Source organism: Streptomyces sp. NPDC021012, assembly GCF_044333355.1.
Taxonomy (GTDB): Bacteria; Actinomycetota; Actinomycetes; order Streptomycetales; family Streptomycetaceae; genus Streptomyces.
In genome coordinates, this window is the sequence record NZ_JBIRQU010000020.1 from 21,546 (window position 1) to 46,955 (window position 25,410).

Sequence of the window (25,410 nt, forward strand, 5' to 3'; positions counted from 1 at the left end):
AAAGGAGCCGACGGCATGCCCGGACAGCCCGGTCTGCTGCGCACCCTGATCGAGGACCTGGACGTCGTCGTCGCCCGCGACCCGTCCCTCGGCGGCCGCTGGGAGGCCCTCGGCCACACCGGTCTCTCCGCCGTGTGGGCGCACCGCGTGGCGCACCGGCTGTACCGCCGGCGGCTGCGCCTGGCCGCGCGGACCGTGGCCCGGGTCGCCCGCCGCCGTACCGGCGTCGAGATCCATCCCGGCACGGTGCTGGGCCGCCGCGTCTTCATCGACCACGGCGCGTCCGTGGTGATCGGCCAGACCGCCGTCGTCGGCGACGACGTGACGATCTACCAGCAGGTGACGCTGGGGGCGGTGGGCTGGTGGACCGACAACCACCGCCCGCCCGGTGCCCGGCGGCATCCGGTCGTCGGCGACGGCGTGATCCTCGGCGCGAACGCGACCGTCCTCGGGCCGGTCACCATCGGCGACCGCGCCCTGATCGGCGCCATGGCCACCGTCACCGAGGACCTGCCGCCCGGGGCCCGGGTGTACGCGGCGCGTTCCGTCGTCCGGCCCGCGCCCGCGCTGCGGCCGGTGCCCGACGCCGCGCCCGGTGCCGATCCGGCGCCCGTCCCCCCGCCCGCGCCCGACGCCGTGCGGGTGCTCGCCTCGGCGGGTTCCTGGTGACCCGCTCCCCCGCCTTCCCCTCCCTCTTCCCGACCCCTGGAGTCCTCTGGTGACCACCGACCTCCTCACCGCACCCGCCCGGCGGCGCGTCGCCGCCGGCCTGGAAGAACTCATCGGCAACACCCCCCTGGTCCGCCTCGCCCTCGCGGACGGCGCGCCCGGGACCGAGGTCCTCGCCAAGATCGAGGCCGCCAACCCCTTCGCCAGCAGCAAGGACCGGGCCGCCCTGGCCATGCTCCGCGGCGCCGAGCGGCGCGGTGAACTCGTCCCCGGCGGAACCGTGGTGGAGTCCACCTCCGGCAACACCGGCATCGCCCTCGCGGCGCTGTGCGCCCTGCGCGGCTACCGCTGCGTGGTCGTCCTGCCCGACAGCGCGACGCCCGAGCGGATCGGTCTGCTGACCGCGCTCGGCGCGGAGATCGTGCAGACGCCCAGCGCCGAACGGTTCGCCGGCGCCATCGCCAAGGCCGAGGAGATCCAGGCCGCCACGCCCGGTTCGTGGTATGTGTGCCAGCACGAGAACCCCGACAACGTCCAGGCCCACTACGAGACCACCGGACCCGAGATCTGGGCGGACACGGGCGGCCGGGTCGACGTCCTCGTCGCCGGGGTCGGCACCGGCGGCACCCTGACCGGCGCGGGCCGCTTCCTCAAGGAGCGCAACCCGGCCCTGGAGGTCGTGGCGGTCGAGCCGGAGGGCTCGCCGGTCCTCTCCCGCGGCTACGCCGGGACCCACCGCATCCCCGGCCTGAACGGCGGTTTCGTCTCCCCCACCACGGACGTCGCGCTCATCGACCGGGTGATCACCTGCTCCGACGAGGCGGCGCTCGACACGGCCCGCGCGCTCACCCGTGAGCAGGCCCTCTTCGCCGGCCTGTCCTCGGGCGCCGCGGTGTACGGCGCGACGCTGCTCGCCCGGGATCCCGCGTACGCGGGCAGGACGATCGTGACGATCCTGCCGGACACCGGGGAGCGCTACGTCAGCATCTGGAACGAAGGGACCTCCGCATGACCACGCTCGTGCTGCACCGCGGCTCGCTGCGCGCCAACCCCTACGAGCGGTGGCTGGCCGACCGGGGCGAGAAGATCGTCCTGCTGGGCTCGGCCGAGCAGCTCGCGCTGTTCGGCGAGGAGCTGCCCACCGGGGCGCCCTATCTGCACGCCGAGGTGCTGACGGACTACGACACGGGCCCGCACGTGGCCGAGCGGGCCGCGGCCCTCGTCGAGGAGTTCGGCGTCACCGACGTCGTCGCCTGCCAGGAGTTCGACATCGAGCGGGCGGCCGAGCTCCGCGAGCGCTACGACCTGCCGGGGCAGCGGCCCGGGTCCGCCCGGGTGTACCGCGACAAGTGGGAGATGAAGCAGGTCGCGAAGGCCGCCGGGATCCCCGTCGCCGAGCACGTGCTGCTGCGGGGGCGCGAGGACCTCGACCGCTTCGCGGAGCGCCACGGGCTGCCGGTCGTGGTCAAGCCCCGCAAGGGGGTGCTGTCCCTGGGCGTGTCCGTGCTGCGCACCCGCGAGGAGCTCGACGCGTGGGCGCGGGAGGCGGAGCTGTCCTCCCCGGACGGGGAGCCGCAGTGGCTGGCCGAGGCGTTCGTCACGGGCTCGATGTGCCACATCGACGGCAACGTCCTGGACGGCCGGATCGCGACCCTGTGGCCCTCCCAGTACCAGTACGCGCTGGCCGACTTCCGGGACCGCAAGGGCCGGGTCGACATCGCGCTCGACACCGCCGACCCGCTGGCACGGCGGCTCGTCGACTTCGGCGAGCGGATCCTGGAGGCGTTCGGGGGGCCCGAGCACTTCGCCTTCCACATCGAGGTGTTCCACACCGACGACGACGAGCTCGTCCTGTGCGAGGCCGCCTCCCGGGCCGGCGGGGCGGGGGTGCGGGACGTGCAGCGGGCGCTGTTCGGCTTCGACCCGATGGAGTACCCGGTCCGCCGGCAGCTCGGCCTTCCCGCCGACGCCGGGGAGCGCAGGGACCCCGACCGGCTCGCGGGCCAGCTGCTCTTCACCAAGCGTCCCGGCGTGCTGCGGTCGCTGCCGGACCCGTCGGCGCTGCCGCCCGGGGTCGTGAAGTACACGACGTACGCGGAGGTCGGCGACACCGTCCAGGACGCCTCGCACTCCGGGGACTTCCTCGCCGCGTTCGTGATCACCGGTGCCGACCGGGCCGAGACCGAGGCCCGGATCCGGGTGGCCGAGGAATGGTTCTGGGCGGGGCTGCGCATCGGCTGACGTGCCGGGCTCCGCTTCGTGGCGGGAGCACGGCGAGGGGGAGGGCCCACCCGGTGCGGGTGGGCCCTCCCCCTCGCCGTGCGCTCCCGGCGCCTCAGACGAGGTGCGCCGCCGCCAGGCGGGCCGTCAGGGCGGTCGCCGCCGTCAGGGAGGCCCAGGAGGTGAGTTCGACGAGGTGCCGGTCGCCGGGGTGGTGGGCGCGGAAGGCCGTGATGTCGTCGGGGCCGACCTGGTGCGGGGCGACGGCGGTGAGCAGGGCGAGGCGGGCCGCGGGGTGCTGGGCGGCCGGGAGGTCGAGGACCGCGGGGTACAGCCAGCTGCGGCTGATGCCGGGCGGGGTGCCGTCCCAGCCGTCCAGGTGGTCGGCCAGCAGGTCGCGGACCGGTGCGGGCACCCAGTGGGCGGCGGCGTCGACGGCGGCGTGGGCGCGGGCCAGGGCCTGGGCGACGGCCGGGTTGGGGGACGCCCAGGACAGCTCCGGCGGCAGGGGGGCGGCCGGGAGCAGGTCGAGGCAGGCTCCGGGCGTGAGGGGCCCGTCGACCGGGCGCATGGCGCGGGCGACGGTGCGCAGGATCGGGCCGCGCAGGCCGGCGGGGGCCCGCTCGGGCACGGGCGAGTCGTCGAGGAAGACGCCGACCATGCGGTTGAGGTAGTGGAAGGTGAGCACCACCCCGAGGAGTTCGGGCGCCTCGTCGGCGGTGAAGGGTGCCGGGCCGCGGTCGGCCGGGGTGGCGGCGAGCCAGGCGGCGGCCCGCTCGCCGGGGGTGCCGGGCGCGGCGGGCGGCAGGGTCTCGACGGTGGCCTGGTGGACGTCGACGCAGTACGAGCAGGAGTTCGCGCGGGACACCTCGGTCGCGACGGCCTCCTTGACCGCCCGGTCGACGCGCCCGTCGACCAGCAGGGACTCGCGCAGCAGCAGCCAGCTCGCCGCGAGCGGCCCGGGGGAGGCGGAGTGCAGCGCCAGCGGTGGCGCGATCACCCCGAACTCCCGCTCGGACCGCTCGTACACGGCGGCCGCCAGGCCCCCGGCACGGCTCCGGGGGACGGCCTTCACATGGTGGATGTCGCGCAGCGAGCCCCGCAGCACGGCTCGTACCAGCGTCCTCGTCGTCATCGTTGCGCCTCTCGTCTGGTTGGCCTGGCCGGCTAGGGGACGATCTCGAGCTGGGCCATCATTCCGGCGACGTTGTGCTCCTGCATGTGGCAGTGGTAGACGTACCGGCCCGGCCAGCCCCTGAAGGTGGCCTGGAGGCGGATGCGCTCGCCCGGGCGGACGAGCACGGTGTCCTTCCATCCCGACTCGCCGGGCAGCGGGGGCTTGCCGTCGCGGTCGAGGACCCGGAACTGCACGAGGTGCAGATGGAAGGTGTGGTCGATGCCGCCGAACTCGGAGTCGACGGTGTCGGCGTTGTAGATCTCCCAGATCTCGCTGGTGCCGTTGGGGATCCGGGCGTCGACGCGGTTCTCGTCCCAGGTCAGGTCGTTGATGGCGTAGGCCATCTTGGAGGGGGCGACGCCGAGCTTGATGCGGCGGGTGGTCGTCGGGGTGGGCAGCGCGGCCGTCGGGCGGAGCGTGTCGGGGACCCGGGCGGTGTCGAGGACGCGGCGGGTGATGTCGAACCGCATGACGGGGCCGTTGGTGTCGGACAGGACCAGCTTGCTGCCGAGGGGCCGGCGGGAGAAGTCGACGACGATCTCGACGCGTTCGGCCGGGGCGAGGGTGAGGGAGGTACGGGGGACGGGCTCCGGAAGCAGGCCGCCGTCGGAGGCGATCTGGAGCATCTCCACGCCGCCGAGGTCGAGCTGGAAGATCTTGTGGATGGAGGAGTTGAGCAGCCGCAGGCGGTACTTCGCGGCGTCGACCGGGAAGTAGGGCAGCGGCCGTCCGTTGGCGAGGAGCGTGGAGCGGGCTTCGGGGTGCTCGACGTCGAGGATGAGGCCTCCGGCGGCGTCGAAGTGGGCGTCGCGCAGCATGATCGGCACGTCGCGGCTGCCGGTGGGCAGGCCGAGGGCGCGCTCGTCGGCTCCCTCGATCAGGTAGAAGCCGTGCATGCCGCGGTAGACGTGCTCGGCCTCCTGGTGGTGCGTGTGGTCGTGGTACCAGAGCGTGGCGCCCGCCTGCCCGTTGGGGTACTCGACCGTGTGCGCGGACCCGACGCCGATGAGGTCCATGGGGTAGCCGTCGCTCTGCGGCGGGACGTGGCCTCCGTGCAGGTGCACGTTGGCCGGCTTGTCCAGCCGGTTGACGTAGGTGACCTGGACCTTCCGGTTCTCCTTGGCCTTGATGGTGGGGCCGACGAAGGTCCCGCCGTAGGTGAGGGCCGGGGTCGTGGTGCCGGGCAGGATCTCCACCTGCGCGGGGCGCAGGTCGAGTTCGTAGACGTCGGTGTCGGAGGTGCGGCGGACCGGACGGGCGACCTGCGGCACGGGCATGCGCACGGTGAACGGCTCGGCGGCCTGGCGGGGCGAGGCCATCGCCGCCTTGCCCATGCGCAGGATGTGCTCGGACCCGCTGTGGGCCTGTCCGCCGGCGGCGGTCGACACCTCCGGCCGGGTCGCCATCCGTATGGGCCAGGCCAGGGCTGCGGCGGTCGCCACCACGCCGCCGGCCCCCAGCAGCACGCGTCGGTTGAGCATCTCGTCCCCTCGTCGGTTCGTCGGCGCGCCCGGGTCCCTCACGGGTCCGGGAATCCGGTCCGATCGTGGCACCGGGCGCCCCCGGGCCACTTCTTCGATCGTGCGGTGTGCCCTGCTCACGACGACTTCGGCACACCAGCACGCGTGGAGATGCGGGACCGGGCGAGCGGGCCCGAGGATGGGCCGCCGTGCCGCTCGAAGGCCGTGTGGCGCCGCGAGGGAGAGGACGGGCCATGGCCGAGACGACGGCGAACCCGACGGACATCGGGAAGCACTACGACGAGCGGGCGCCCATCGGCGACGAGCTCCGCGGCGGCCAGTTGCACATGTGGTACTGGTACGACCGCGACGACGACGCCCCGCTGCCGGAGGCCGTCCACCGGATCACCCGCAAGGTGACCGACGTCCTGGGGCTGCGGGCAGGGGAGCACGTGCTGGACGCCGGCTGCGGATCCGGCGAGGCCTCCCTGTACCTGGCCCGCCGCCACGGTGTGCGGGTGACGGGCGTGACGGTGAGCGACTACGAGCTCGACACCGCGCGCCGCCGGGCGGAGGCGGCGGGTCTGACCGGCACGGCCGACTTCCGGTACGGCGACTACATGCGGCTGCCGTTCGAGGACGGCACCTTCGACGCGGTGCTGGCCCTGGAGTCGCTGCAGAACGCGCCCGACCTGCCGACGGTGCTCGGGGAGCTGTTCCGGGTGCTCCGGCCGGGCGGGCGGATCGCGTTCTCCGACTTCAGCCTGGAGAACCCGGGCAGCGAACCGGAGCGAGTGGAGCAGTTCATGAGCACGCTGAAGCTGCCCGTGCTGCCGACCCTGCGCGAGTGGCTGGAGCACGTGCGCGCGGCGGGGTTCGAGGTGGAGGAGTACACCAGCTGCGGCCCCCGGGTGTTCGGGATGAAGGGCAAGTACCTGCGGGCCGCGATGGAGCGCCGCGAGGAGGTCGCCGGCAAGTTCGGCGAGGCGGACATCGCGGAGTTCTCCCGGCTGCACCGCGGTTTCTTCGCACCGCGCAAGGACCAGATCGGCTACGCGGTGGTCTGCGCCCGCAGACCGCGCTGAGGCCGTCCCGGGCGGTCCCCGCCCGGCGGGCCGTCGTTCGAACGGGCAGACAGCAATCTGGAAGATGCGGCCTCGAACAGGGGCGCGCAAGGATGCCCGTGGACATCCCTGACCACGCGAGGAACGCCTGCGGCCCGCTCCGGCCCGACGTGTGCGACCCGCCGTGGCGCAGCACGACACGAGGAGACCTTTCATGGTGGACACCCCCACGGTCATCGAGCCGGACGCCGTCCCGGTGGCGCAGGTGCGCGCGCTGGTCAGCGGCCAGGTCCTCGCGCCCGGTGACGCCGACTACGAGCAGGCGCGCACCGTCTACCTGGGCGGGATGGACCAGCGTCCGGCCGCGATCGTGCGGCCGGCGGACGCCGACGACGTCGCGCGGGTGGTCGTCTTCGCCCGGGACAACGGCCTGGCGCTGACCGTCAAGGGCGGCGGGCACAGCTTCTTCTGTCTCAGCGACGGTCTGGTCCTCGACACCTCCTCGCTGCGCGGTCTGGAGATCGACGTCGAGGCGCGGACGGCGTGGGCGGGTGCCGGTCTGAACGCCGGCGAGTACACCCTGGCGGCCGCCGAGCACGGTCTGGTCACCGGCTTCGGCGACACGGGCAGCGTCGGCCTCGGCGGCATCACCGTCGGCGGCGGCATCGGCTACCTGGTCCGCAAGTACGGGCTCACCATCGACGACCTGCTGGCCGCCGAGATCGTCACCGCCGACGGTGTGCTGCGCCGGGTCGACGCCGACAACGAGCCCGAGCTGTTCTGGGCGATCCGCGGTGGCGGCGGCAACTTCGGCGTGGTCACCCGGCTGAAGTTCCGGCTGCACGAGCTGCCGACCGTCACCGGTGGTCTGCTGCTGCTGCCGGCCACGCCGGAGGTCGTCGCCGGCTTCGTCGAGGCGGCGGAGGCCGCCCCGGAGGAGCTGTCCACCATCGCGAACGTGATGCCGTCGCCGCCGATGCCGTTCGTCCCCGAGGAGCTGCACGGCACGCCGATCGTCCTGGCGATCCTGGTGTACGCGGGCGAGGGCGAGGAGGCCGAGAAGGCGCTGGCGCCGTTCCGTGGCCTCGCGACGCCGATCGCGGACATGATGCAGGCGATGCCCTACCCGGGGGTCTACCCGCCGGAGGAGGAGGGCTTCCACCCGGTCGCCGCCGCCCGCAGCCTGCTCACCGACACGTTCGGTCTCGACGACGCCAAGCTGGTCCTGGAGCGGGTGGCGGCCTCCTCGGCGGCCATGCCGGCCGTGCAGATCCGTGTGCTCGGCGGTGCGATGGCCCGCGTGCCCGCGGACGCCACCGCGTTCGCGCACCGCGACCGCCGGATCCTGGTGAACGTCGCCGCCATGTACACCGACCCGGCCGAGGCTGAGCTGCACACCCGCTGGGCCGACGAGCTGACCGTGGCGCTGCAGAAGGGCGTGCCGGGCGTGTACGTCAACTTCCTCGCCGACGACGCCGAGGCCCGGATCCACGAGGCGTACCCGGAGGCCACCTGGGAGCGGCTGCGGGCCGTCAAGCGCACGTACGACCCGACCAACGTGTTCCGCGTGAACAGCAACATCCCTCCGGCCGACCAGGCGAGCTGACCTCCTTTCGGTTTCCCCACGATGTGCACGACGAACGGGCGACGGCAGCCCGAAGACGAAAGGACCGGATCGTGACTTCAGAAGCCGCCCCCCGCGCGGGGCGCCGGGAGTGGATGGGACTCGCGATCCTCGCCCTCCCGGCCACGCTCGTCTCCTTCGACATGTTCGTACTGCTGCTGGCCCTGCCGCAGCTCAGTTCGGACCTGGGCGCGAGCAGCACCCAGCAGCTGTGGATCATGGACATGTACGGGTTCATGGTCGGTGGCTTCCTCGTCACCATGGGCACCCTCGGCGACCGCATCGGCCGCCGCAAGCTCCTGCTGATCGGCGCCACCGTCTTCGGACTCGCCAGCCTGCTGGCCGCCTTCGCCACCACACCCGGCATGCTGATCGCCGCCCGGGCCCTGCTCGGCATCGCCGGCGCCACCCTCGCCCCGAGCACGCTCGCCCTGATCAGCAACATGTTCCGCGACCCCAAGCAGATGGGTTCCGCGATCGGCATCTGGGCCGGCAGCTTCTCCATCGGCGCGATCGTCGGCCCCATCGCCGGTGGCGCCCTGCTCAACCACTTCTGGTGGGGTTCGGTCTTCCTGATCGGCGTACCGGTGATGGTGCTGCTGCTCGCCCTCGGCCCGGTGCTGCTGCCGGAGTACAAGGCGCCGCAGGCCGGGCGGATCGACCTGCCGAGCGTGGTCCTCTCCCTGGCCGCCGTACTGCCGTTCATCTACGGCCTGAAGGAGACCGCCCGCCAGGGCCTGGCCCCGCTGCCCGTCGCCGCCCTCGTCGCCGGTCTCGTCCTCGGCTACGTCTTCCTGCGTCGCCAGCGGTCCCTCGCCGACCCGCTGCTCGACCTCGGTCTGTTCTCCAGCAAGGCGCTCAGCGGCGCCCTCGTCAGCCTGCTGGCGTTCAGCATGACGGGCGGCGCGAGCCTGCTGTTCCTCGGTCAGTTCTTCCAGCTGGTCGCCGAGCTGACGCCGCTGCAGGCCGGTCTTGCGCTGGTGCCGGGTCTGGTGGTGTCCATCGCGGGCATGTCCTTCGCGCCCGCTCTGGCGCGCACCGTGCGGCCCGCGTACCTCATCGCGGGTGGTCTGGTGCTGTCGCTCGTCGGCTACCTGCTGTACTTCCTGGCGGACGCGGACTCCAGCCCGGCCCTGCTGATCGCCGGTTTCGCCCTGGCGAGCCTGGGCGGCGGCCCGCTGGTGGCGCTCGGCACCAACCTGGTCGTCGGCTCCGCCCCGCCGGAGAAGGCCGGTTCGGCGGCGTCGCTCTCGCAGACCAGCAACGAGTTCGGGGCGGGCCTCGGCATCGCCGTGGTCGGCTCCCTCGGCATGGCCGTCTACCGCGACGAGATCGCCGGCGCGGTGCCGTCCGGTCTGCCGGCCGGTGCCGTCGGCGCGGTCAAGGAAAGCCTCGCGGGCGCGGTGTCGGAGGCCGGGCGCCTGTCCGGCGACGCGGGGGACGCGCTGCTGTCCGCCGCGCGCGGCGCGTTCACCGACGGGGTCAACGCCGTCGGCGTGACGGGCATCGTCCTGATGAGCATCATCGCCCTCACCGTCCTCACCCTGCTGCGGCACGTTCCTCCGTTCGGCGCCCCGCAGGGCGGCGGGCAGGAGGAGGGCGGGGCGGACTCCCCGTCGGCCGAGCCGGGCGCGGAGCAGGCCGCCGAGCAGAAGACGCCCGTCGCCGCCGCGGGCTGACCCCCACCGGCGACGACACAGCAGGGAGGCCGTGGCCGGACGCCACGGCCTCCCTCGTTTTTCCCGTACCCGTACGAGCCTTCCCCCGTCTTCCGAGAGGAACAGACCGTGACGTCAGAGACCGTCCCCCGCGCGGGGCGCCGGGAGTGGATGGGACTCGCGATCCTCGCGCTGCCCACCCTGCTGGTGTCCTTCGACGTGTTCGCGATGCTGCTGGCCCTGCCGCAGCTCAGTTCGGACCTGGGCGCGAGCAGCACCCAGCAGCTGTGGATCATGGACATGTACGGGTTCATGGTCGGTGGCTTCCTCGTCACCATGGGCACCCTCGGCGACCGCATCGGCCGCCGCAAGCTCCTGCTGATCGGCGCCACCGTCTTCGGACTCGCCAGCCTGCTGGCCGCCTTCGCCACCACACCCGGAATGCTGATCGCCGCCCGGGCCCTGCTCGGCATCGCCGGCGCCACCCTCGCCCCGAGCACGCTCGCCCTGATCAGCAACATGTTCCGCGACCCCAAGCAGATGGGAATGGCCATCGGGGTGTGGGCGGGCTGCTTCTCGGTGGGGGCGATCGTCGGACCGATCGTGGGCGGTGCGCTCCTCGACCACTTCTGGTGGGGTTCGGTCTTCCTCATCGGCGCGCCGGTGATGGTGCTGCTGCTCGCCCTCGGTCCGGTGCTGCTGCCGGAGTACAAGGCACCGCAGGCCGGCCGCCTCGACCTGCCGAGCGTGGCCCTGTCCCTGGCCGCCGTGCTGCCGTTCATCTACGGCCTGAAGGAGACCGCCCGCCAGGGCCTGCACCCGCTGCCCGCCGCCGCCCTCCTGGCCGGCCTCGCCCTCGGCGTGCTGTTCGTCCGCCGCCAGCGGTCCCTCGCCGACCCGCTGCTCGACCTGCGCCTGTTCGGGGCCGCCCCGTTCCGCACGGCGCTGGTGGGCATGCTCTTCTACAGCATGCTGACGGGCACGGCGATGCTGTTCCTCACCCAGTACTTCCAGGCGGTGGAGGGCATGTCGCCGCTCGCCGCGGGCCTGGGGCTGCTGCCCGGCATGGCCGGGTCGATCGCGGGCATCACCGTCTCCCCCGTGCTGGCCCGCAGGGTCCGCCCCGCCTATCTCATCGCGGGCGGCCTCGCCCTGGTGGTCTGCGGTTTCCTCCTGATGCTCCGGTCGGGCCCGGACGGCGGCGCCGCATGGCTGGTGGCGGGCTGGACGCTGAACGGGCTCGGCGGCGGGCCGCTCGTGTCGCTCGGCACGAACCTGGTGGTCGGGTCCGTCCCGCCGGAGAAGGCGGGCGCCGCCGCCTCGCTCTCGCAGACCGGCAACGAGTTCGGCTACGGCCTGGGCATCGCCGTCGTCGGCACCCTCGGCACCGCCGTCTACCGGTACGGCGTCTCGGACGGCCTTCCCGCCGGTCTGTCGGCCGCGGCGGCGGACCGTGCCCGGGAGGGCATCGCGGGCGCCGTGTCCGCGAGCCGCGCCCTGCCCGAGGAGCTCGCGGCCCGGCTGCTGGACTCGGCGGCGCGGGCGTTCACCGACGGCCTGCACACGGTCGTCGGACTCACCGCCGTCGTTCTCGCCGGGGTGGCCGTGCTCGTCGCCCGCGTCCTGCGCCACGTGCCGCCGCTCGGCGCACCGGACACCGCGCCCTCCGCGGAGGAGACCCCTGCGGAAGGCGCTTCGGAGAGCCGTCCCGAACCCGCGTCGGTGGGCTGAGGCGCATCCGGCGGCGGGCGGTGCGGCGTGCCGTGGTTCCGGCTCGCCGCCCGCCCGCCGGCCGCTTCCCGCCCTAGCGGAGGGAGAGCTGCGGCTCCTCGGCCGGGGCGGCCGACGGGGCCGGGCGGGAGGCCGCGACGGGCTGTGCGGCGCGGGCGGCCGCCTGGGCGGCGCGGTGGGCGCGGGAGGTGCCGAAGCGGCGCATCACCGGGCGCTCGACGAACGTGAACAGCAGCCAGGCCACCAGCAGCGTGGTGGTGAGGAACAGAGCGATCAGGCCGATCGCCTGCCAGGTGCCCCACAGCACGGTGTAGCCACCGAAGATCATGTGGCCGTAGCCGAGGACGAGCTGGTGGCTGATGTACATGGCGAAGGACACCTCGCCGAGCCAGACCATGGCGCGGCCGGAGAACCAGTTGCGCTTGCCGCGCGTGTCGCCCTGGGCGGCGGCGGCGATGAGCAGGCCGAGCGGCACCAGCATGATCGCCGTCAGGTGGTACGAGGCCGGGAAGAACGGGGCGACGACGTACGCGGCGAGGGTGAGCAGCAGCGCGCCGCCGAAGTTGAGCGGCAGGCGGCGGCCCTCGGCGACCACGCGCGCCAGGATCATGCCGAAGACGAAGTCGAGGACGCGGGTCGCCGGGAACTGGTAGGTGAGCCACATCTCGGAGGACTTGATGTTCACCACCGGGATCAGCGACTGGTCCGACAGCAGCGGGGCGAACAGCGGCACGGCGAACACGGCGGCCGTGACGGCACCGGCCGCGGCCCACAGGCGCTCCGGGCGGATGCGGCGCACCAGGCGCCACAGCAGCGGGAAGAGTGCGTAGAACAGCAGCTCGCAGGAGAGCGACCAGGCGACACCGTTGAAGCTGCTGCGGACGAAGATGTCCGGGGACCAGGACTGCAGCAGGAACAGCTGGAGCAGCGCGTTGCCGCCGTCGAAGGGCATGCCGGCGACGGTGACGAGGAGCACGGCGGCGACCACGAAGGTCAGCAGGTGCAGCGGGTAGATCTTGAAGAACCGGCGGCGGAGGAAGGACCCCGTGGTGTCGTCGGCCCGCGCGGACCAGGCGAGGACGAAGCCGCTCAGGATGAAGAAGAAGCCGACTCCGGTCCAGCCGCCCTGGTAGGAGAGCGACTTCATGACCGAGGCGCTGCCGGCGTCGGCGAAGAAGCCCTCGAAGTTGGCGTGGAAGAAGAAGACCAGGGCGGCGGCGATGAACCGCATTCCGGTCAGCGCGGGGAGCCGGGAGGCCCTGGCGGCAGCGGTCCCGGATCTCGTCGTTCGGTCTGTCATGGGGCTCGCTCTCCCGTGGGTTCTGGCCGGATTCAGTTCCCCACGACTTTGCCAAGTCCCTTTCTCCATGGGCATCTTCGAGGTTGCCTCGCTCACGGCGAGACGCCGGTCCAGGGGTTTTCGCGCCATGACCGCACGCCAGGAGATGCAGCCCCTCCGGTGCCGCCCCGACCATGGCCCGGGCGGGCCGAACCGGGGCCGCCGCGGCGATGAACATGGGAGGCGGACGTGCCTGATCCGGACACCTGGGATCTACTGGTCGAGCGGGACGATCTCACGGCGGTCGAGGTACGGAGGGCGTCCCTCGCCCCGTTGCGTCCGGGCGAGGTGCGGCTGGCCGCGGAGAAGTTCGCGCTGACGGCGATCACCGCCACCTACGCCCGGCTCGGGGAGTCCGAGCTCCCGTTCTTCGACGCCTTCGCCGGCCCGGAGGGCCACGGCCGGGTCCCGACCTGGGGCTGGGCCCGGGTCGAGGAGTCGGCCCACCCCGGCGTCGAGGTCGGCACCCGTTACTTCGGCTTCCTGCCGATGTCCACGCACGTCACCCTCACCGCGGAGCCGACGGAGCGGGGCTTCGACGACATCGCGCCCGAGCGGGACTTCCTGCACCCCTGGTACCGCGCGTACCTGCGGGCCGGGGAGGGCGACGCGCTCGACGACCACCGGCTGCTGCTCAAGCCGCTGTACCCGGCCTCGTTCAACCTGGCCGAGTTCCTGATCCGCGAGCACCCCTCGGCCACCGTTCTCGTCACCAGTGCCTCCAGCAAGACCGCCGCGGGGCTCGCCGCCCTGCTGGCCGACCACGAGGGCATCACCACGGTCGGCGTGACGGCCCCCGGCCACCTCGGCTTCGTCCGGGGCCTCGGCCACTACGACACGGTCATCGGCTACGACGAGCTCGGCACGGCCGAGGTTCCCGGGTCCGTCGTCCTCGTCGACTTCACGGGGCAGGCCGACCGCCTGTTCGCCGTGTACGAGCGGTTCGGCCCCGCCCTGAAGGACGCGCTGCTCGTCGGCTACACCCACCCCGGCGCCGAGATCGAGCCTCCCGAGGGGCTGACCGATCCCGAGCCGTGGATCTTCTTCACTCCCTCCGAGGAGCAGCGGCTCATCGAGAAGGAGGGCGAGGAGTCGTACCGGGCCCGCTACCAGCGGGCCGAGGACGCCTTCGTCGCGGACGCGCCGCAGTGGCTCACGGTCACCCGGGCGTCCGGCCCCGAGGCCCTGGTCCGCGTCTACCGGTTCCTGATCGACGGCGAGCTGCCCGCCGAGACGGGCACCGTGCTCTCCCTCCGCTGAACCGCTCCGTCGTCCTTCCCCCCCTCCCCAGAACGGAAGCTGCGCACCGTGACTCAGACCCAGAGCGTCGAAAGACCGCTGTCGCCGGCCCGCGACTCCCGGCCGTCCGGGCGGCCGGACCGCCCCGCGCCGGCCCGCCGCGGCTGGTTCGGACGCAACTACATCGTCCCGCTGGCCGTCGCCGCGGCCGCCTACCTGCTCTACCAGCTCCCGCCGTACCTCACCTTCGACCCGACGAAGACGGACATCCCGCTGCAGTTCCCGCTGCACTACACGATCCTCGTCGCCCATGTGATGACCGGCGCGGTGACGCTGGTGACGCTGGTCCTCCAGCTGTGGCCGTGGCTGCGCCGCAACCACCCGGCGGTGCACCGCTGGAGCGGTCACCTGTACGTGTTCGGCGGGGCGCTGCCGGCGTCGCTGCTGGCGCTCGCGATGTTCCCCGTGGCCTTCAAGCCCGGCAGCGTGGCCGTGCTGATGTCGGGGATCCTGTGGGCGGTCACCTCGGTCGTCGGCTGGGTGCGGGCCCGCCAGGGCCGCTACGCCGAACACCGCCGTTGGATGCTGTACAGCTTCGCGATCGTGTGGGGCCAGACGGTGTGGGGCTTCGTCATCGGCATGACCCTGTTCAGCCTGCCGGTCACCATCGACGTCACGTACATCTCCGAGGCGGCCCGCTGGGTCGGCTGGGTCGGCAACCTGCTGCTCGTGCACTGGTGGATCGAGCGCACCGCGCGGCGCGGCCAGAACCCCGCGTACGCCGGCCGCCGTTCGTAGGGGCGTACGGGGCGGAAAGGGGGCCGGCGGGTGTGACACCCGCCGGCCCCCTTCGTCGTGTCCGCCGTGCCGTCAGAGGGCCGAGCAGCCGGGGGCGACGTCGCCGCGGAACAGGCCGTCGGGGTCGACGCGGGCGCGGACCCGGTCGGCGGCGAGGACGGCCTCGGGCGTCAGGTGGCCCTGGGGCTGGGTGAGGCTCGCGACGAACGTGGGCGTGGTGCGGCCGGTGTCCCAGGGGCCCAGGGCGGCGCGGACCTCGGCGCAGTGGGCGAGGATCTCCTCCTCCGTGCCGCCGAAGCCGGGGACGCCCGCGCCGGAGTAGGCGAAGCGCGCGTCGAGGTGGCCGAGGGCGCCGGAGCCTTCGGGGGCCTCGGCGAGGGCGCCGCCGAGCTGGCGCAGTTCGGCGACGGTGAGGGCGGAGTGCGGCCGGTCGACGGTGGCGCGCAGGAAGGCGGCGACGCCGTCGTCGCCGATCTCGCCGAGCAGCAGGTGGTCGCCGAGGACGGGTACGGGCTCCGGCGGGTCCATGTGGGTCTCGGGCACGGCCGTCGGGCCCGCCTCGTGCCAGGTGTCCATCAGCGGTTCGGCGACGGCCCGCAGCGGGGCGAGCAGGTCCTCGGCCTGCCGGCGGGCGGTTTCGAGGTCGTCCGCGCCGGTCGCGACGACGACGCCGTCGAGGCACAGCACGGGGCCGGCGCTGAGGACCTCGGGGACCTCGGGGAGCTTCGGCAGGTTCATCACCCGGATCGAGGTGGTGGCCTCCCGGGGGGCCCGCTCGGTCCACGCCCGCCAGACCGGCAGCAGTTCGGCGGCGTGCGCGGCGGACCAGAAGGCCGCTCCGGTGACCACGCCGGCCACGGGGAAGAGGGCCACCTCGACGGCGGTGACGACGCCGAGGCCGCCGCCGCCGGCGCGCAGTGCCCAGAACAGTTCGGAGTCCTCGTCGGCGGCGACGCGGCGGAGCTCGCCGTCCGCGGTGACGAGTTCGACGGCGCGGACGCTGTTGACGGCGAGGCCGGTGTGGCGGGCGTACATGCTCAGTCCGCCGCCCAGCAGGTAGCCGACGGCGCCGACGGTCGGCGAGGAGCCGTGCGGGGCGGCGAGCCCGTGGCGGGCGGCCTCGGCGACGACGGCGCCCCAGCGGGTGCCGGCGGGTATCCGGGCGGTGCGGCGGTGCGGATCGACGGTGACGGGCTCGTCGAGTTCGGTACGGATGAGGAGCGCCTCGTCCATGGGGCGGGCGGTCGCGGCGGCGTGGCCGGTCGCGTGGACCCGTACGCCCAGGCCCTCGGCGCGGGCGCGGGCGATCGCGGTGCGGATCTCCTCGACGGTGCGGGCGGTGACGGCGGCGGCGGGAGCGACGGGGGCGAACAGGTTGAACACCCGGGTGGCCGCTTCGTAGGCCGCCTCGCCGGGCCGCGCGAGGGTCACGGGGTGCTCGTCGACCGTGGTCATGGGTGGTTCCTCCGGCGTGGGTCGGGAAGTGGGGCGGCCGGCCCGTCGGGAGGGACGGGCCGGCCGCGGCCGGGGTGTGCGGGCCCGGCGCCCGGGTCGGTGGGGCCTAGGCGGTGCGTTCGGCGGTGATGAAGACGAACGAGCCGGTGCCGGACTGCTCACGGACCGTCAGGCCGGCCGCGGTGAGCCAGCCGCGGACCTCGTCCAGGTCGAACAGGAGCATTCCGGCGGGGCGGCTGGGGAAGAAGTGCGCCCCCTGGAAGTAGCGGTCGACCGGGTCGTCCGCCCAGCGGAAGGTGAGCAGGGTGAAGGTGCCGCCCGGCTTGAGGACGCGGCCGATCTCGGAGATGGCGATGTCGGCCTGCTCGGGGAAGGCCTGGAGCGCGTTCCAGCAGTTGACGGCGCCGATGCTGGCGTCGGCGTACGGCAGGGTGAGCGCGCTGGCGATGACGGCCGGCACCTCGGGCAGGGCCCGGCGCAGGGCGGTGAGCATGGGCAGGCCGAGGTCCTGGGCGATCAGTCGCTCGGTGCCGACGGCCTGCTCCAGGACGGCGGTCCAGCGTCCGGCGCCGGCGCACAGGTCGAGGACGGGGCCGTCGACGGGCCGGGTGTGGTCGCGGAGGTAGGTGTCCTCGTCGGCCGGGGTGACGGCGTCGTCCCAGTTGAGGCCGGCGATCCGCAGGAAGGCGGGGCGCAGCACGGTCTCGTAGTAGACGCCCATGCTCGGCATGGCGGCGAGCTTCTGGAGGAGGTCGGCGGTGTCGTCCTCCTCGGAGGCCTGCGAGCCGGTCGCGCCGCGGGAGAGGTCGAGCAGGCCCTGGGCGAGCGGGTAGGTGGTGGCGCAGGAGGCGCAGCGGACGGCGCCGTCGTAGCCGAGCTGCCCGTCGCACGAGGGGCAGCGCAGGGCGTCGGCGTGGCGGGCGAAGGCGTCGGGGCCCAGTTCGCCGACGGTGTTCCCGGCGGCTTCGGGGGCCGGGTAGGAGGTCTCGTTGACGGAGCCGTGCCGGACCGCCCAGTAGGCCCGCATGCCGGCGTAGGCGAGGACGGTGCGGGTGTCGTTGTTCCAGTTGGCGGCGATCTGCTCGGGCGTGAGGGCCTTGATCCACTCGGTGTCGAAGCCGCGCTCGTCGTCGTTGAGGTTCCAGGCGGCGGGCGAGGGCCAGCAGCGGCCGAGGTCGGGGGCCTCGGGGTCGAGGGGGCGCAGGGCGCGCTCGAGGCGGGTCAGGTCGTGCTCGTCGAGGGCGAGTTCCTCGGTGGCCGCCGCGGCGAGGATGCGCTCGCGCTCCTCCGGGAAGTGGGCGAGCAGGTACACGAGGGCGAGGGTCAGGGGCGTGCCGGCGCCGCTGTCGGCGAGCAGCTCCAGGTAGCGGTCGAGGCCTCGGCGGACCGCGGTGCGGACGGGGCCGTCGCCGGCCGGGTGGTCCTGGTACTCGGTCTCGGCGAGCAGGCCGAGGAGGACGACGAGGTGGCCGGTGCGCCGGGCGTCGGCGGCGTCGAGCGCCGCCACCAGGGCGCCGGTGCGCTCCGCGGCGCCGTCCACCGGGCCGTCGGCGGACCACAGGGCGGCGGCCAGGCGGCCGAAGCCCTCCTGCAGGTCCTCGTCCTCGGCGTGGCGGAAGGCGTCGAGGAGATCGGTGAGGACCGGGGACGTCGACGGGTGGCTCATGTGCGGGTCCTTTCTCGGATTCGGGCGGGCGCCGGGTTCTGGGGCGGCCGTTCGGCGCCCGTGAGCTGCCCGGACACCGCGTGCGCGAGCGCCGTCGTGTTCGCGGGCTCGGTGAGGTAGAAGTGGCCGCCGGGCAGCACCCGTCGGACGAAGCGACCGGTGGTGGTCGCCGCCCAGGCGTCGGCCGTGTCGGGGGTGGCGACCGGGTCGGCGTCGCCGACGACGGCGGTCACGGGGCACGACAGCCGGTGGCCCGGGTCGCGGTAGGTCTCGAAGGCCTGGAAGTCGGCGCGGATCGCCGGCAGCAGCAGGCGCAGCAGCATCTCCTCGCCGTCCGAGCGGTGGGTGGTGCCGCTGATCCGGTCGAGTTCGGCGACGAGGGCGTCGTCTTCGCGGAGGTGGACGCCGAAGTCGCGGGGCGCCGAGGGCGCGAGCGCGGCCGAGGCGAAGAGGTGGACCGGGGCGGGGCCGGTGGCCTGGAGGCGGGCGGCGGTCTCGTAGGCGACGAGGGCGCCGAGGCTGTGGCCGAGCAGGGCCAGCGGGGCGTCCCGGAACGGGGCGAGTTCGGCCGCGATGTGTCCGGCCGTCAGGGCGAGGTTGCGCAGGGGCGGTTCGGCCAGCCGGTCGTGGCGGCCGGGGTACTGCGCGGCCAGCACCTCGATGCCCGGGCCGAGGGCCTGGGCCAGCGGGTGGAAGGCGTGGGCGGAGCCGCCGACGTGCGGCAGGCACACGAGGCGGACCGCTCCCGGAGGAGCGGTCCGCAGGGTGCGGAGCCAGCTCACTTGGTGATCGTCTCGACGCTGGGCTTGGCCGAGGCCTTGCCGAGGCGCTCGCGCAGCTTCATGGCGGGGCTCTCGACGAGGTAGAAGCTGGCGGTGGCGAGGACGATCGAGCCGCCCAGGGTGACGGCGAACAGCTCGGGGAAGCTGCCCCTCGGCATGAGGTCGCCGCGCCAGAAGTAGATGATGGCGATGTGCCACAGGTACAGGCCGTAGGAGATGCGGCCGAGGAAGCGCATCACCGGGTTGCTCATGGCCGCGACGATGGCGCGGGAGGGGTTCGGCACGGTGACCGGGGCGACGAGCAGCAGACCGAAGAGCGTGTAGAGGAACTGCTCGGTCATGCCGCCGGCCATCGACGGGTAGTCGGCGTGGCCGGGCTCGCCGATCGGGCGGACGCAGGCCAGGAGGTAGACGCCGGCCGCGAGGACCCAGCACCACACCGGCTTGTTCTGCACGAACCGGTAGAAGGCGGGGACGCGGTCGGGGGCGACGTCGGCGCCCGCGGAGAGCGCGGCGAGGCCCATGCCGACGGCGATGAACCCGAGCCACTTCGGCGGCCACTCGTTCTGGATGGGGTAGAGGCCGAGGGAGGGCAGGAAGGTGTACGCCGCGTAGACGAAGCCGATGACGACGAGCGGGCTCAGGCCCCACAGGATGCGGCGGACGCGCACGCCCGGGTCGGCGGCCTTGCGGGCGAACCTGTCGAGGGCCCAGGCCAGCAGCGGCAGCGCGGCGTAGAAGGCGACCTCGGTGGCGAGGGTCCAGGTCTGCTCCAGGCCCTCGCCGACGAGGCGGGAGTCGATCTGGTAGACCTGCAGCAGCAGCACGGGGCGGAGGACCTGCCACACGCTGTGCACGGCCTCGCGGTTGAGGGTGAGCATGGTGACGGCGACCAGCACCCAGTACGCGGGCAGGGTGCGCAGGGCGCGGCGCCAGAAGTAGGGCTTGATCTCGGGCTTGCGGGTCCCGGCGATGGTCGCGAGCGCGAACGGCCGGTAGAGCAGCATGCCGGAGAGCACGAAGAAGATGGGCAGACTCACGTGGAGCTGCTGGAGCATGACGCCGAGGAACCCGTTGGGTTCCTTGTCCATGAATCCGACCATGCCGGAACTGAACGCGACGTGTGTGCAGAGCACTCCCATGGCCGCGAGCCCACGCATGCCCTCGAGCTCCGGGAAGAACCGGCGCTGGGTGCTGCGGGTGCTGCTGACGGCCTCGGGAGACCTGGTTGTGGTGATGGCCACCGGCCCGACCCCCTGATCAGCGAAGAGACGGGGGCCAGCCTCCCGGCGGCCGGTCACGGCTGCATCTTGCACGTTGCGGTGTTGCCGCTTGCGGGTTGCGGTGTTGCCGCCGGGGCGCGGACGGCGGGGGGCGGGGACGACGGAAGGGAGCGGTACGGGTCGGGGGACCCGTACCGCTCCCTTCTCGTGCGGTCGGTTCAGGCGCCGGCCAGGTGGTCGGCGAGGGAGTCGAGGAAGCTGTTCCAGCCCGCCTCGACCTCCGGGGCCTTCTCCGTGTCGAGCCGGCCGACCTGCTGGAAGCTGAGCTTCGTGCCGCCGTCGTGGTCCTCGAAGGTGACCGTGGTCAGCTCCTCGGCCTCACCGCGCTCGGCGCGGTCGGCGACGTTCTCGTCGTTCGGGTCGACGAGCGTGAACACCAGGCGCTCGTCCGCCACGACCTCGCGGTAGACGCCCGTGAACGGGAACTCACCGATGCCCTCGGCCGCCATGGTGGCGTTCCAGGTGCCGCCGACCCGCACGTCGAGGGCGACCGTGGAGGGGTCGGTGGTGAAGCCGCGCGGCCCCCACCACTGGGCGAAGCGCTCCGGCTCGGTCCACGCGCGGTAGACCTCCGCGCGCGGCGCGTCGAGAACGCGGGTGACGGTGATCGCCGTCAGCTCGGTGGTGTCGGCCACGGATCAGGCCTCCGGCGCGTCGAACAGCGGGCGGATCTCGACGCCGCCGTCGTGGACCGGGACGAACTTGGCGATCTCCAGGGCCTGCTCCAGGCTCTCGGCCTCCAGCACGAACGCGCCGCCGAGGGACTCGCGGGCCTCGGCGAACGGGCCGTCGTTGATCTCGCCCTTGCGGACGTTCTTGGCGGTGCCGGCCGGCTGCAGGGCGAGACCGTTGAGGATCTTGCCGCCGAGCTCCTCGACCTTGCCGGGGAACGCCTCGTGAGCCGCGAGGAGCTCCTTCGGAGCGTTCTCCCAGCCGCCGGGGATCTCCGCCTCGTAGATGAAAACCGCGAACTGAGCCATGGGGGGGATCTCCTTCTGACTGTGCTCTGTCTGCGTGGTCGGTGCACCCCACGGCGACGACAGGAGGCGCAGGCGTGGGTCCACCTGCCCAGCCTCCCCGGTGGGAGGGGCGTGCGGCATCTTCGAGGTTGCTGTCGTTCGGGCGGTTGCCACGAGCCGCTGGCGGCCCGGCCGCCGGGCGGGGCGCTGCGCAATCGAGGAGATGCGCGGCGGTGCGCGGCGCCCCGACGCTGGCCGTATGACTGACTTCGCCAACAAGACGTACTTCATCACCGGTGGTGGCAGCGGCATCGGCTTCGCCACCGCCCGCCGCCTGCTCGACGAGGGCGCGAACGTGGTGATCGCCGGCCGCGACGCCGCCCGCCTCGAAAAGGCCGTCAAGGAGCTGGACGGCGGCGACCGGGTGCTCTCCGTGACCGTCGACGTGTCCCGCCCGGCCGAGCTGGAGGCGGCCTACGAGCAGGTCCGCGCCCGCTTCGGCGTCCTGCACGGCGTCTTCGCCAACGCCGGCATCGGCCTCAACGCCCGCACCGCGGACGTGACCGAGGAGGACTTCGACCAGGTCGTCGGCGCCAACTTCAAGGGCTCCTTCTTCACCGTGCAGAAGGCGCTGCCGCTGCTCGCCGAGGGCTCCTCGGTGGTGCTCAACGCCTCGTGGCTGGTGCACCGCGGCATGGGCGCGGGCTCGGTCTACGCGGCCAGCAAGGCGGCCGTGCTGAACCTGCCGCAGACCCTCGCCCCGGACCTGGCGGGCCTCGGCATCCGGGTCAACGCGGTCACCCCGGGCCACATCCGCACCGAGATGTTCGACGCCGTCGCCCCGGTCGAGGAGGTCCGCGAGTTCTTCCGCGGCCAGGTCGCCCTCGGCTCCCTCGGCACCCCGCAGGACATCGCCGAGACGGTGCTGTTCCTGCTGTCGCCGCGCGCGGCGTACATCACCGGTCAGGAGTTCGTCGTCGACGGCGGTCTCGTCGGCTCCGTCCCCGCCTGACCGGCGCCGCCCCCTTCCCGGCCCGCCCGGCCCGCCACCACACGAGGAGATTGAAGTGATCGGCTTCCGGCTCGACGAGGAGTACGAGGTCCTGCGCAAGACCGTGGAGGACTTCGCGCGCACCGCCGTGGCCCCGGCGATCGGCGACCTGTACAAGCGGGACGCGTTCCCCTACGACCTGGTCGCCGAGATGGGCCGCATGGGGCTGTTCGGGCTGCCGTTCGCGAAGGAGTACGGCGGCCAGGGCCGCGACTTCCTGGCGCTGTGCCTGGCGCTGGAGGAGCTCGCGCGGGTCGACACCTCGGTCGCGATCACCCTGTCCGCGGGTGTCTCGCTGGGTGCCATGCCGCTCTACCGGTTCGGCACGCCCGAGCAGAAGGAGAGCTGGATGCCGCAGCTCTGCGCGGGTGAGGCGCTCAGCGCGTTCGGGCTGACCGAGCCGGGGGGCGGGACCGACGTCGCCTCGCTCACCACGACCGCCGTGCGCGACGGCGACGAGTGGGTGATCAACGGGGCGAAGTCCTTCATCACCAACTCCGGTACGGACATCACCCGGCTGGTCACGGTCACGGCCGTGACCGGGGTGCGCTCCGACGGCCGCCAGGAGGCCTCGACCGTCGTGGTGCCCTCGGGCACCCCCGGTTTCGAGGTGGCGCCGCTGTACTCCAAGGCGGGCTGGAACTCCTCGGACACCCACGAGCTGTCCTTCACCGACGTGCGGGTGCCGGCCGGGAACCTGCTCGGGCAGGAGGGCCGCGGTCTCGCCCAGTTCCTTTCGGTGCTCGACGAGAGCCGGATCGCGATCTCCGCGGTGGGCACGGGCATCGCGCAGGGCTGTGTGGACGAGTCCGTGCGCCACGCCAAGGAGCGGATGGCGTTCGGCCGGAGCATCGGCGCCAACCAGGCCGTCCAGTTCAAGATCGCCGACATGGAGGTGCGGGCCCACAGCGCCCGGCTCGCCTACTACCAGGCGGTGACGAAGATGCTGCGGGGCGAGCCGTTCGGGAAGGAGGCGTCGATGGCGAAGCTGATCGCCGCGAACGCGGCGATGGACAACGCCCGGGACGCCACGCAGATCTTCGGCGGCTACGGCTGTCTCAACGACTATCCGGTGGCCCGTTTCTACCGCGACGCCAAGGTGCTCGAGGTCGGCGAGGGCACGAGCGAGGTCCAGCGGATGCTGGTCGCCCGCGGTCTGGGACTTCCCGTCGCTTTCTGAGCACCGGCGCCGGCTTCCGGGGGGGGCGCGGGGGGGAGGGGGGGGGGGGCCCCCCCCCGGGGGTGGGCCCCCCCCCCAAACCCCCCCCCCCGGGGGGGGGCGCCCCGGGCCGCCCCGGGGGGGGGCTGGGGGGCCCCCGGGGGTCGGGTCCCCCCGGCGGCTTTCCCCCCCCGGCCGCGGGGGGGGGGGGGGGGCGGGGGGTGGGGGGGGGGGGGCCCCCCCGGGGGGGGGCCCCCCTCCCCCTTTCCCGCGCCCGCAGGTGTCAGGCCGCCTGGCCGAGCCGTTCGGCGAGCATCAGGGCCCCCTGTTCCCGCAGTTCGACCTTGCGGACCTTGCCGCTCGCGGTCATCGGGAAGGAGTCGACGACGGCCACGTAGCGCGGGATCTTGAAGTGGGCGAGCCGCCCGGAGCAGTACGCCCAGAGCACGGGGGCGTCGATCGGCGGGGCACCCTCGCGCAGCCGGATCCAGGCGACGAGCTCCTCGCCGTAGTACGGGTCGGGCACGCCGACCACCTGGGCGTCGAGGATGTCGGGGTGGGTGTGGAGGAACTCCTCGATCTCGCGCGGGTAGATGTTCTCGCCGCCCCGGATGACCATGTCCTTGATCCGGCCGGTGATGCTCACGTAGCCGTCCCCGTCCATGACGGCGAGGTCCCCGGTGTGCATCCAGCCGTCCGCGTCGATCGACTCGGCCGTCTTGTCGGGCTGCCGCCAGTAGCCCCGCATCACGGAGTAGCCGCGGGTGCAGAACTCGCCCTGGCGGCCGCGGGGCACGGTCTGCCCGGTCTCGGGGTCGACGATCTTGATCTCGACGTGCGGGCCGGCCGTGCCGACGGTCGACACCCGCCGTTCGAGGGAGTCGTCGGGGCGGGTCTGGCAGGCCACCGGCGAGGTCTCCGTCATCCCGTAGCAGATCGTCACCCGGGACATGTGCATCCGGTCGACGACCTGCCGCATCACCTCGACCGGGCAGGGGGTGCCGGACATGATGCCGGTGCGCAGCGACCCGAGGTCGTAGGCGTCGAAGTCCGGGTGGTTGAGCTCGGCGATGAACATCGTCGGGACGCCGTACAGCGAGGTGCAGCGTTCCGCCTCGACCGCCTGGAGGGTCGCCGCCGCTTCGAAGAACGAGCCGGGGATCACCACGCACGCCCCGTGGCTGAAGGCCGCGATCGTGCCCATCACCATGCCGAAGCAGTGGTAGAAGGGAACCGGCAGGCAGACCCGGTCCTCCTCGGTGTACTCCAGCAGCTCACCGGTGAAGAAACCGTTGTTGAGGATGTTGCGGTGGGTCAGCGTCGCGCCCTTGGGCAGGCCGGTCGTCCCCGACGTGTACTGGATGTTGATGGCGTCGTCGGGGTGCAGCGCCGCGTCGATCTCGGCGAGGCGGCGCGCCGTCCGCGAGTCGGGCCCGGCGAGCAGGCCGTCCCACTGCTCGCCTCCGATGATGACGGTGTGCCGCAGCTCCGGGCAGCGCGGTGCGACCTCGGCGATCATGCCGGCGGAGTCGGTGGTGCGCAGGGTCCGGGCGGCGACGAGGACGCTCACCCCGGCGTGGCCGAGGACGTATTCCAGCTCGTAGGAGCGGTACGCCGGGTTGATGTTGACCAGGATCGCCCCGATCTTCGCCGCCGCGTACTGGGTGAGCACCCATTCGGCGCTGTTGGGCGACCACAGCCCGATCCGGTCGCCGGGCTCGACGCCCAGGTCCAGCAGGCCGGCGGCGAGCGCGTCGGTACGGGCGTCGAGCTCGGCGTAGCTCCAGCGCCGGCCGCTGCCCGTCCGGTCCACCAGGGCGTCCCGGTCGCCGAAGGAGGCGACGGCCCGCCGCAGGTTCCGGCCGATGGTCTCGTCGAGCAGCGGCAGGGGGTGGCTGCCGCTGATGTGACTGGGCGGGGCGGGCGGCGTCGCGTCCGCCGACTCAATACGGTCCATTCCCTCAGGCTGATCGCGCGGCGACGCGGCCCGCATCTCGGTGGTTGCCCTCTTCCACCAGGCCGTTCGTGCCTTTCCGGGGGTGCGAACCCCGCACGTTCGAAGAAGAGCCGGCCGCC

21 protein-coding genes are annotated in these 25,410 nt (G+C 73.3%); 11 read left to right on the forward strand and 10 right to left on the reverse strand.

The features are described 5' to 3' along the window. Nucleotides 1-15 precede the first annotated feature (15 nt). The 3 genes from epsC to ACH4TP_RS37270 are packed head-to-tail and all read left to right on the forward strand — an operon-like array spanning nt 16 to nt 2,910. The gene (epsC, locus tag ACH4TP_RS37260; protein ID WP_389238496.1) at nt 16-669 is read left to right on the forward strand and encodes a serine O-acetyltransferase EpsC; all 654 of its coding nucleotides are present in this window, start codon (nt 16-18) and stop codon (nt 667-669) included. Between the two features lie 49 nt (nt 670-718). Further along, on the forward strand, nt 719-1,681 hold the full coding sequence (locus tag ACH4TP_RS37265) for a PLP-dependent cysteine synthase family protein (RefSeq protein ID WP_398191978.1): 963 nt from the start codon (nt 719-721) through the stop codon (nt 1,679-1,681). Next, nucleotides 1,678-2,910 carry a NikS protein gene (locus tag ACH4TP_RS37270; protein ID WP_398191976.1) on the forward strand — a complete coding sequence of 411 codons (1,233 nt, stop codon included), beginning with the start codon at nt 1,678-1,680 and terminating at the stop codon, nt 2,908-2,910. Before ACH4TP_RS37265 ends, ACH4TP_RS37270 begins: the two co-directional genes overlap by 4 nt. 94 nt (nt 2,911-3,004) lie before the next feature. On the opposite strand, the gene ACH4TP_RS37275 is transcribed toward ACH4TP_RS37270, so the two are convergent. Together ACH4TP_RS37275 and ACH4TP_RS37280 are read right to left on the reverse strand one after the other, a co-directional pair. Next, the gene (locus ACH4TP_RS37275; protein ID WP_398440344.1) at nt 3,005-4,024 is read right to left on the reverse strand and encodes a carboxymuconolactone decarboxylase family protein; all 1,020 of its coding nucleotides are present in this window, start codon (nt 4,022-4,024) and stop codon (nt 3,005-3,007) included. A gap of 32 nt (nt 4,025-4,056) precedes the next feature. Further along, nucleotides 4,057-5,547, reverse strand: a complete 1,491-nt coding sequence (locus ACH4TP_RS37280) for a multicopper oxidase family protein (protein ID WP_389238504.1) — start codon at nt 5,545-5,547, stop codon at nt 4,057-4,059. 233 nt (nt 5,548-5,780) lie between these two features. Here ACH4TP_RS37280 and ACH4TP_RS37285 point away from each other — a divergent pair, with 233 nt between their 5' ends. The 4 genes from ACH4TP_RS37285 (at nt 5,781) to ACH4TP_RS37300 (ending at nt 11,603) form a co-directional block, all read left to right on the forward strand. Continuing rightward, complete coding sequence (locus tag ACH4TP_RS37285) at nt 5,781-6,611, forward strand: SAM-dependent methyltransferase (protein ID WP_389238506.1); 831 nt, start codon at nt 5,781-5,783, stop codon at nt 6,609-6,611. Nucleotides 6,612-6,804: 193 nt separating this feature from the next. Next, complete coding sequence (locus ACH4TP_RS37290) at nt 6,805-8,196, forward strand: FAD-binding oxidoreductase (RefSeq protein ID WP_389238508.1); 1,392 nt, start codon at nt 6,805-6,807, stop codon at nt 8,194-8,196. Between the two features lie 113 nt (nt 8,197-8,309). Beyond that, complete coding sequence (locus ACH4TP_RS37295) at nt 8,310-9,893, forward strand: MFS transporter (RefSeq protein WP_398440368.1); 1,584 nt, start codon at nt 8,310-8,312, stop codon at nt 9,891-9,893. Between the two features lie 150 nt (nt 9,894-10,043). Beyond that, nucleotides 10,044-11,603 (forward strand): MFS transporter, encoded by a 1,560-nt coding sequence (locus ACH4TP_RS37300; RefSeq protein ID WP_398440369.1) that lies wholly within the window; start codon nt 10,044-10,046, stop codon nt 11,601-11,603. 73 nt (nt 11,604-11,676) lie between these two features. Here the strand turns inward: ACH4TP_RS37300 and ACH4TP_RS37305 are convergent, their stop codons facing one another. Next, a complete protein-coding gene (locus tag ACH4TP_RS37305; RefSeq protein WP_398440345.1) occupies nt 11,677-12,903 on the reverse strand; it encodes an acyltransferase family protein in 1,227 nt (408 codons plus the stop codon). Between the two features lie 228 nt (nt 12,904-13,131). Between ACH4TP_RS37305 and ACH4TP_RS37310 the strand changes: the two genes are divergently transcribed. Next, nucleotides 13,132-14,202, forward strand: a complete 1,071-nt coding sequence (locus tag ACH4TP_RS37310; RefSeq protein ID WP_389238512.1) for a DUF2855 family protein — start codon at nt 13,132-13,134, stop codon at nt 14,200-14,202. Between the two features lie 48 nt (nt 14,203-14,250). Then, on the forward strand, nt 14,251-14,979 hold the full coding sequence (locus tag ACH4TP_RS37315) for a DUF2306 domain-containing protein (RefSeq protein WP_389238514.1): 729 nt from the start codon (nt 14,251-14,253) through the stop codon (nt 14,977-14,979). Between the two features lie 72 nt (nt 14,980-15,051). On the opposite strand, the gene ACH4TP_RS37320 is transcribed toward ACH4TP_RS37315, so the two are convergent. From ACH4TP_RS37320 to ACH4TP_RS37345, 6 genes are all read right to left on the reverse strand, one after another. Continuing rightward, the gene (locus ACH4TP_RS37320) at nt 15,052-16,434 is read right to left on the reverse strand and encodes an FAD-dependent oxidoreductase (protein WP_398440346.1); all 1,383 of its coding nucleotides are present in this window, start codon (nt 16,432-16,434) and stop codon (nt 15,052-15,054) included. 106 nt (nt 16,435-16,540) lie between these two features. Then, complete coding sequence (locus ACH4TP_RS37325) at nt 16,541-18,100, reverse strand: class I SAM-dependent methyltransferase (protein ID WP_398440347.1); 1,560 nt, start codon at nt 18,098-18,100, stop codon at nt 16,541-16,543. Next, nucleotides 18,097-18,882 (reverse strand): thioesterase II family protein, encoded by a 786-nt coding sequence (locus tag ACH4TP_RS37330; protein WP_389238520.1) that lies wholly within the window; start codon nt 18,880-18,882, stop codon nt 18,097-18,099. Before ACH4TP_RS37330 ends, ACH4TP_RS37325 begins: the two co-directional genes overlap by 4 nt. Further along, nucleotides 18,879-20,126 (reverse strand): acyltransferase family protein, encoded by a 1,248-nt coding sequence (locus ACH4TP_RS37335; RefSeq protein ID WP_398191959.1) that lies wholly within the window; start codon nt 20,124-20,126, stop codon nt 18,879-18,881. The genes ACH4TP_RS37330 and ACH4TP_RS37335 overlap by 4 nt, the downstream gene beginning before the upstream one ends. A gap of 197 nt (nt 20,127-20,323) precedes the next feature. Next, nucleotides 20,324-20,800 (reverse strand): SRPBCC domain-containing protein, encoded by a 477-nt coding sequence (locus ACH4TP_RS37340; protein WP_389238524.1) that lies wholly within the window; start codon nt 20,798-20,800, stop codon nt 20,324-20,326. Between the two features lie 3 nt (nt 20,801-20,803). After that, nucleotides 20,804-21,145 carry a YciI family protein gene (locus ACH4TP_RS37345; protein WP_389238526.1) on the reverse strand — a complete coding sequence of 114 codons (342 nt, stop codon included), beginning with the start codon at nt 21,143-21,145 and terminating at the stop codon, nt 20,804-20,806. Nucleotides 21,146-21,383: 238 nt separating this feature from the next. On the opposite strand from ACH4TP_RS37345, the gene ACH4TP_RS37350 reads away from it, so the two are divergent. After that, nucleotides 21,384-22,136 (forward strand): SDR family NAD(P)-dependent oxidoreductase, encoded by a 753-nt coding sequence (locus ACH4TP_RS37350; protein ID WP_389238528.1) that lies wholly within the window; start codon nt 21,384-21,386, stop codon nt 22,134-22,136. A 55-nt stretch (nt 22,137-22,191) separates the two neighbouring features. Beyond that, nucleotides 22,192-23,355, forward strand: coding sequence for an acyl-CoA dehydrogenase family protein (locus ACH4TP_RS37355; RefSeq protein WP_389238530.1), 1,164 nt, complete (start codon nt 22,192-22,194; stop codon nt 23,353-23,355). Between the two features lie 262 nt (nt 23,356-23,617). On the opposite strand, the gene ACH4TP_RS37360 is transcribed toward ACH4TP_RS37355, so the two are convergent. Continuing rightward, nucleotides 23,618-25,291, reverse strand: coding sequence for an AMP-binding protein (locus ACH4TP_RS37360; RefSeq protein WP_398440348.1), 1,674 nt, complete (start codon nt 25,289-25,291; stop codon nt 23,618-23,620). Nucleotides 25,292-25,410 lie beyond the last annotated feature (119 nt).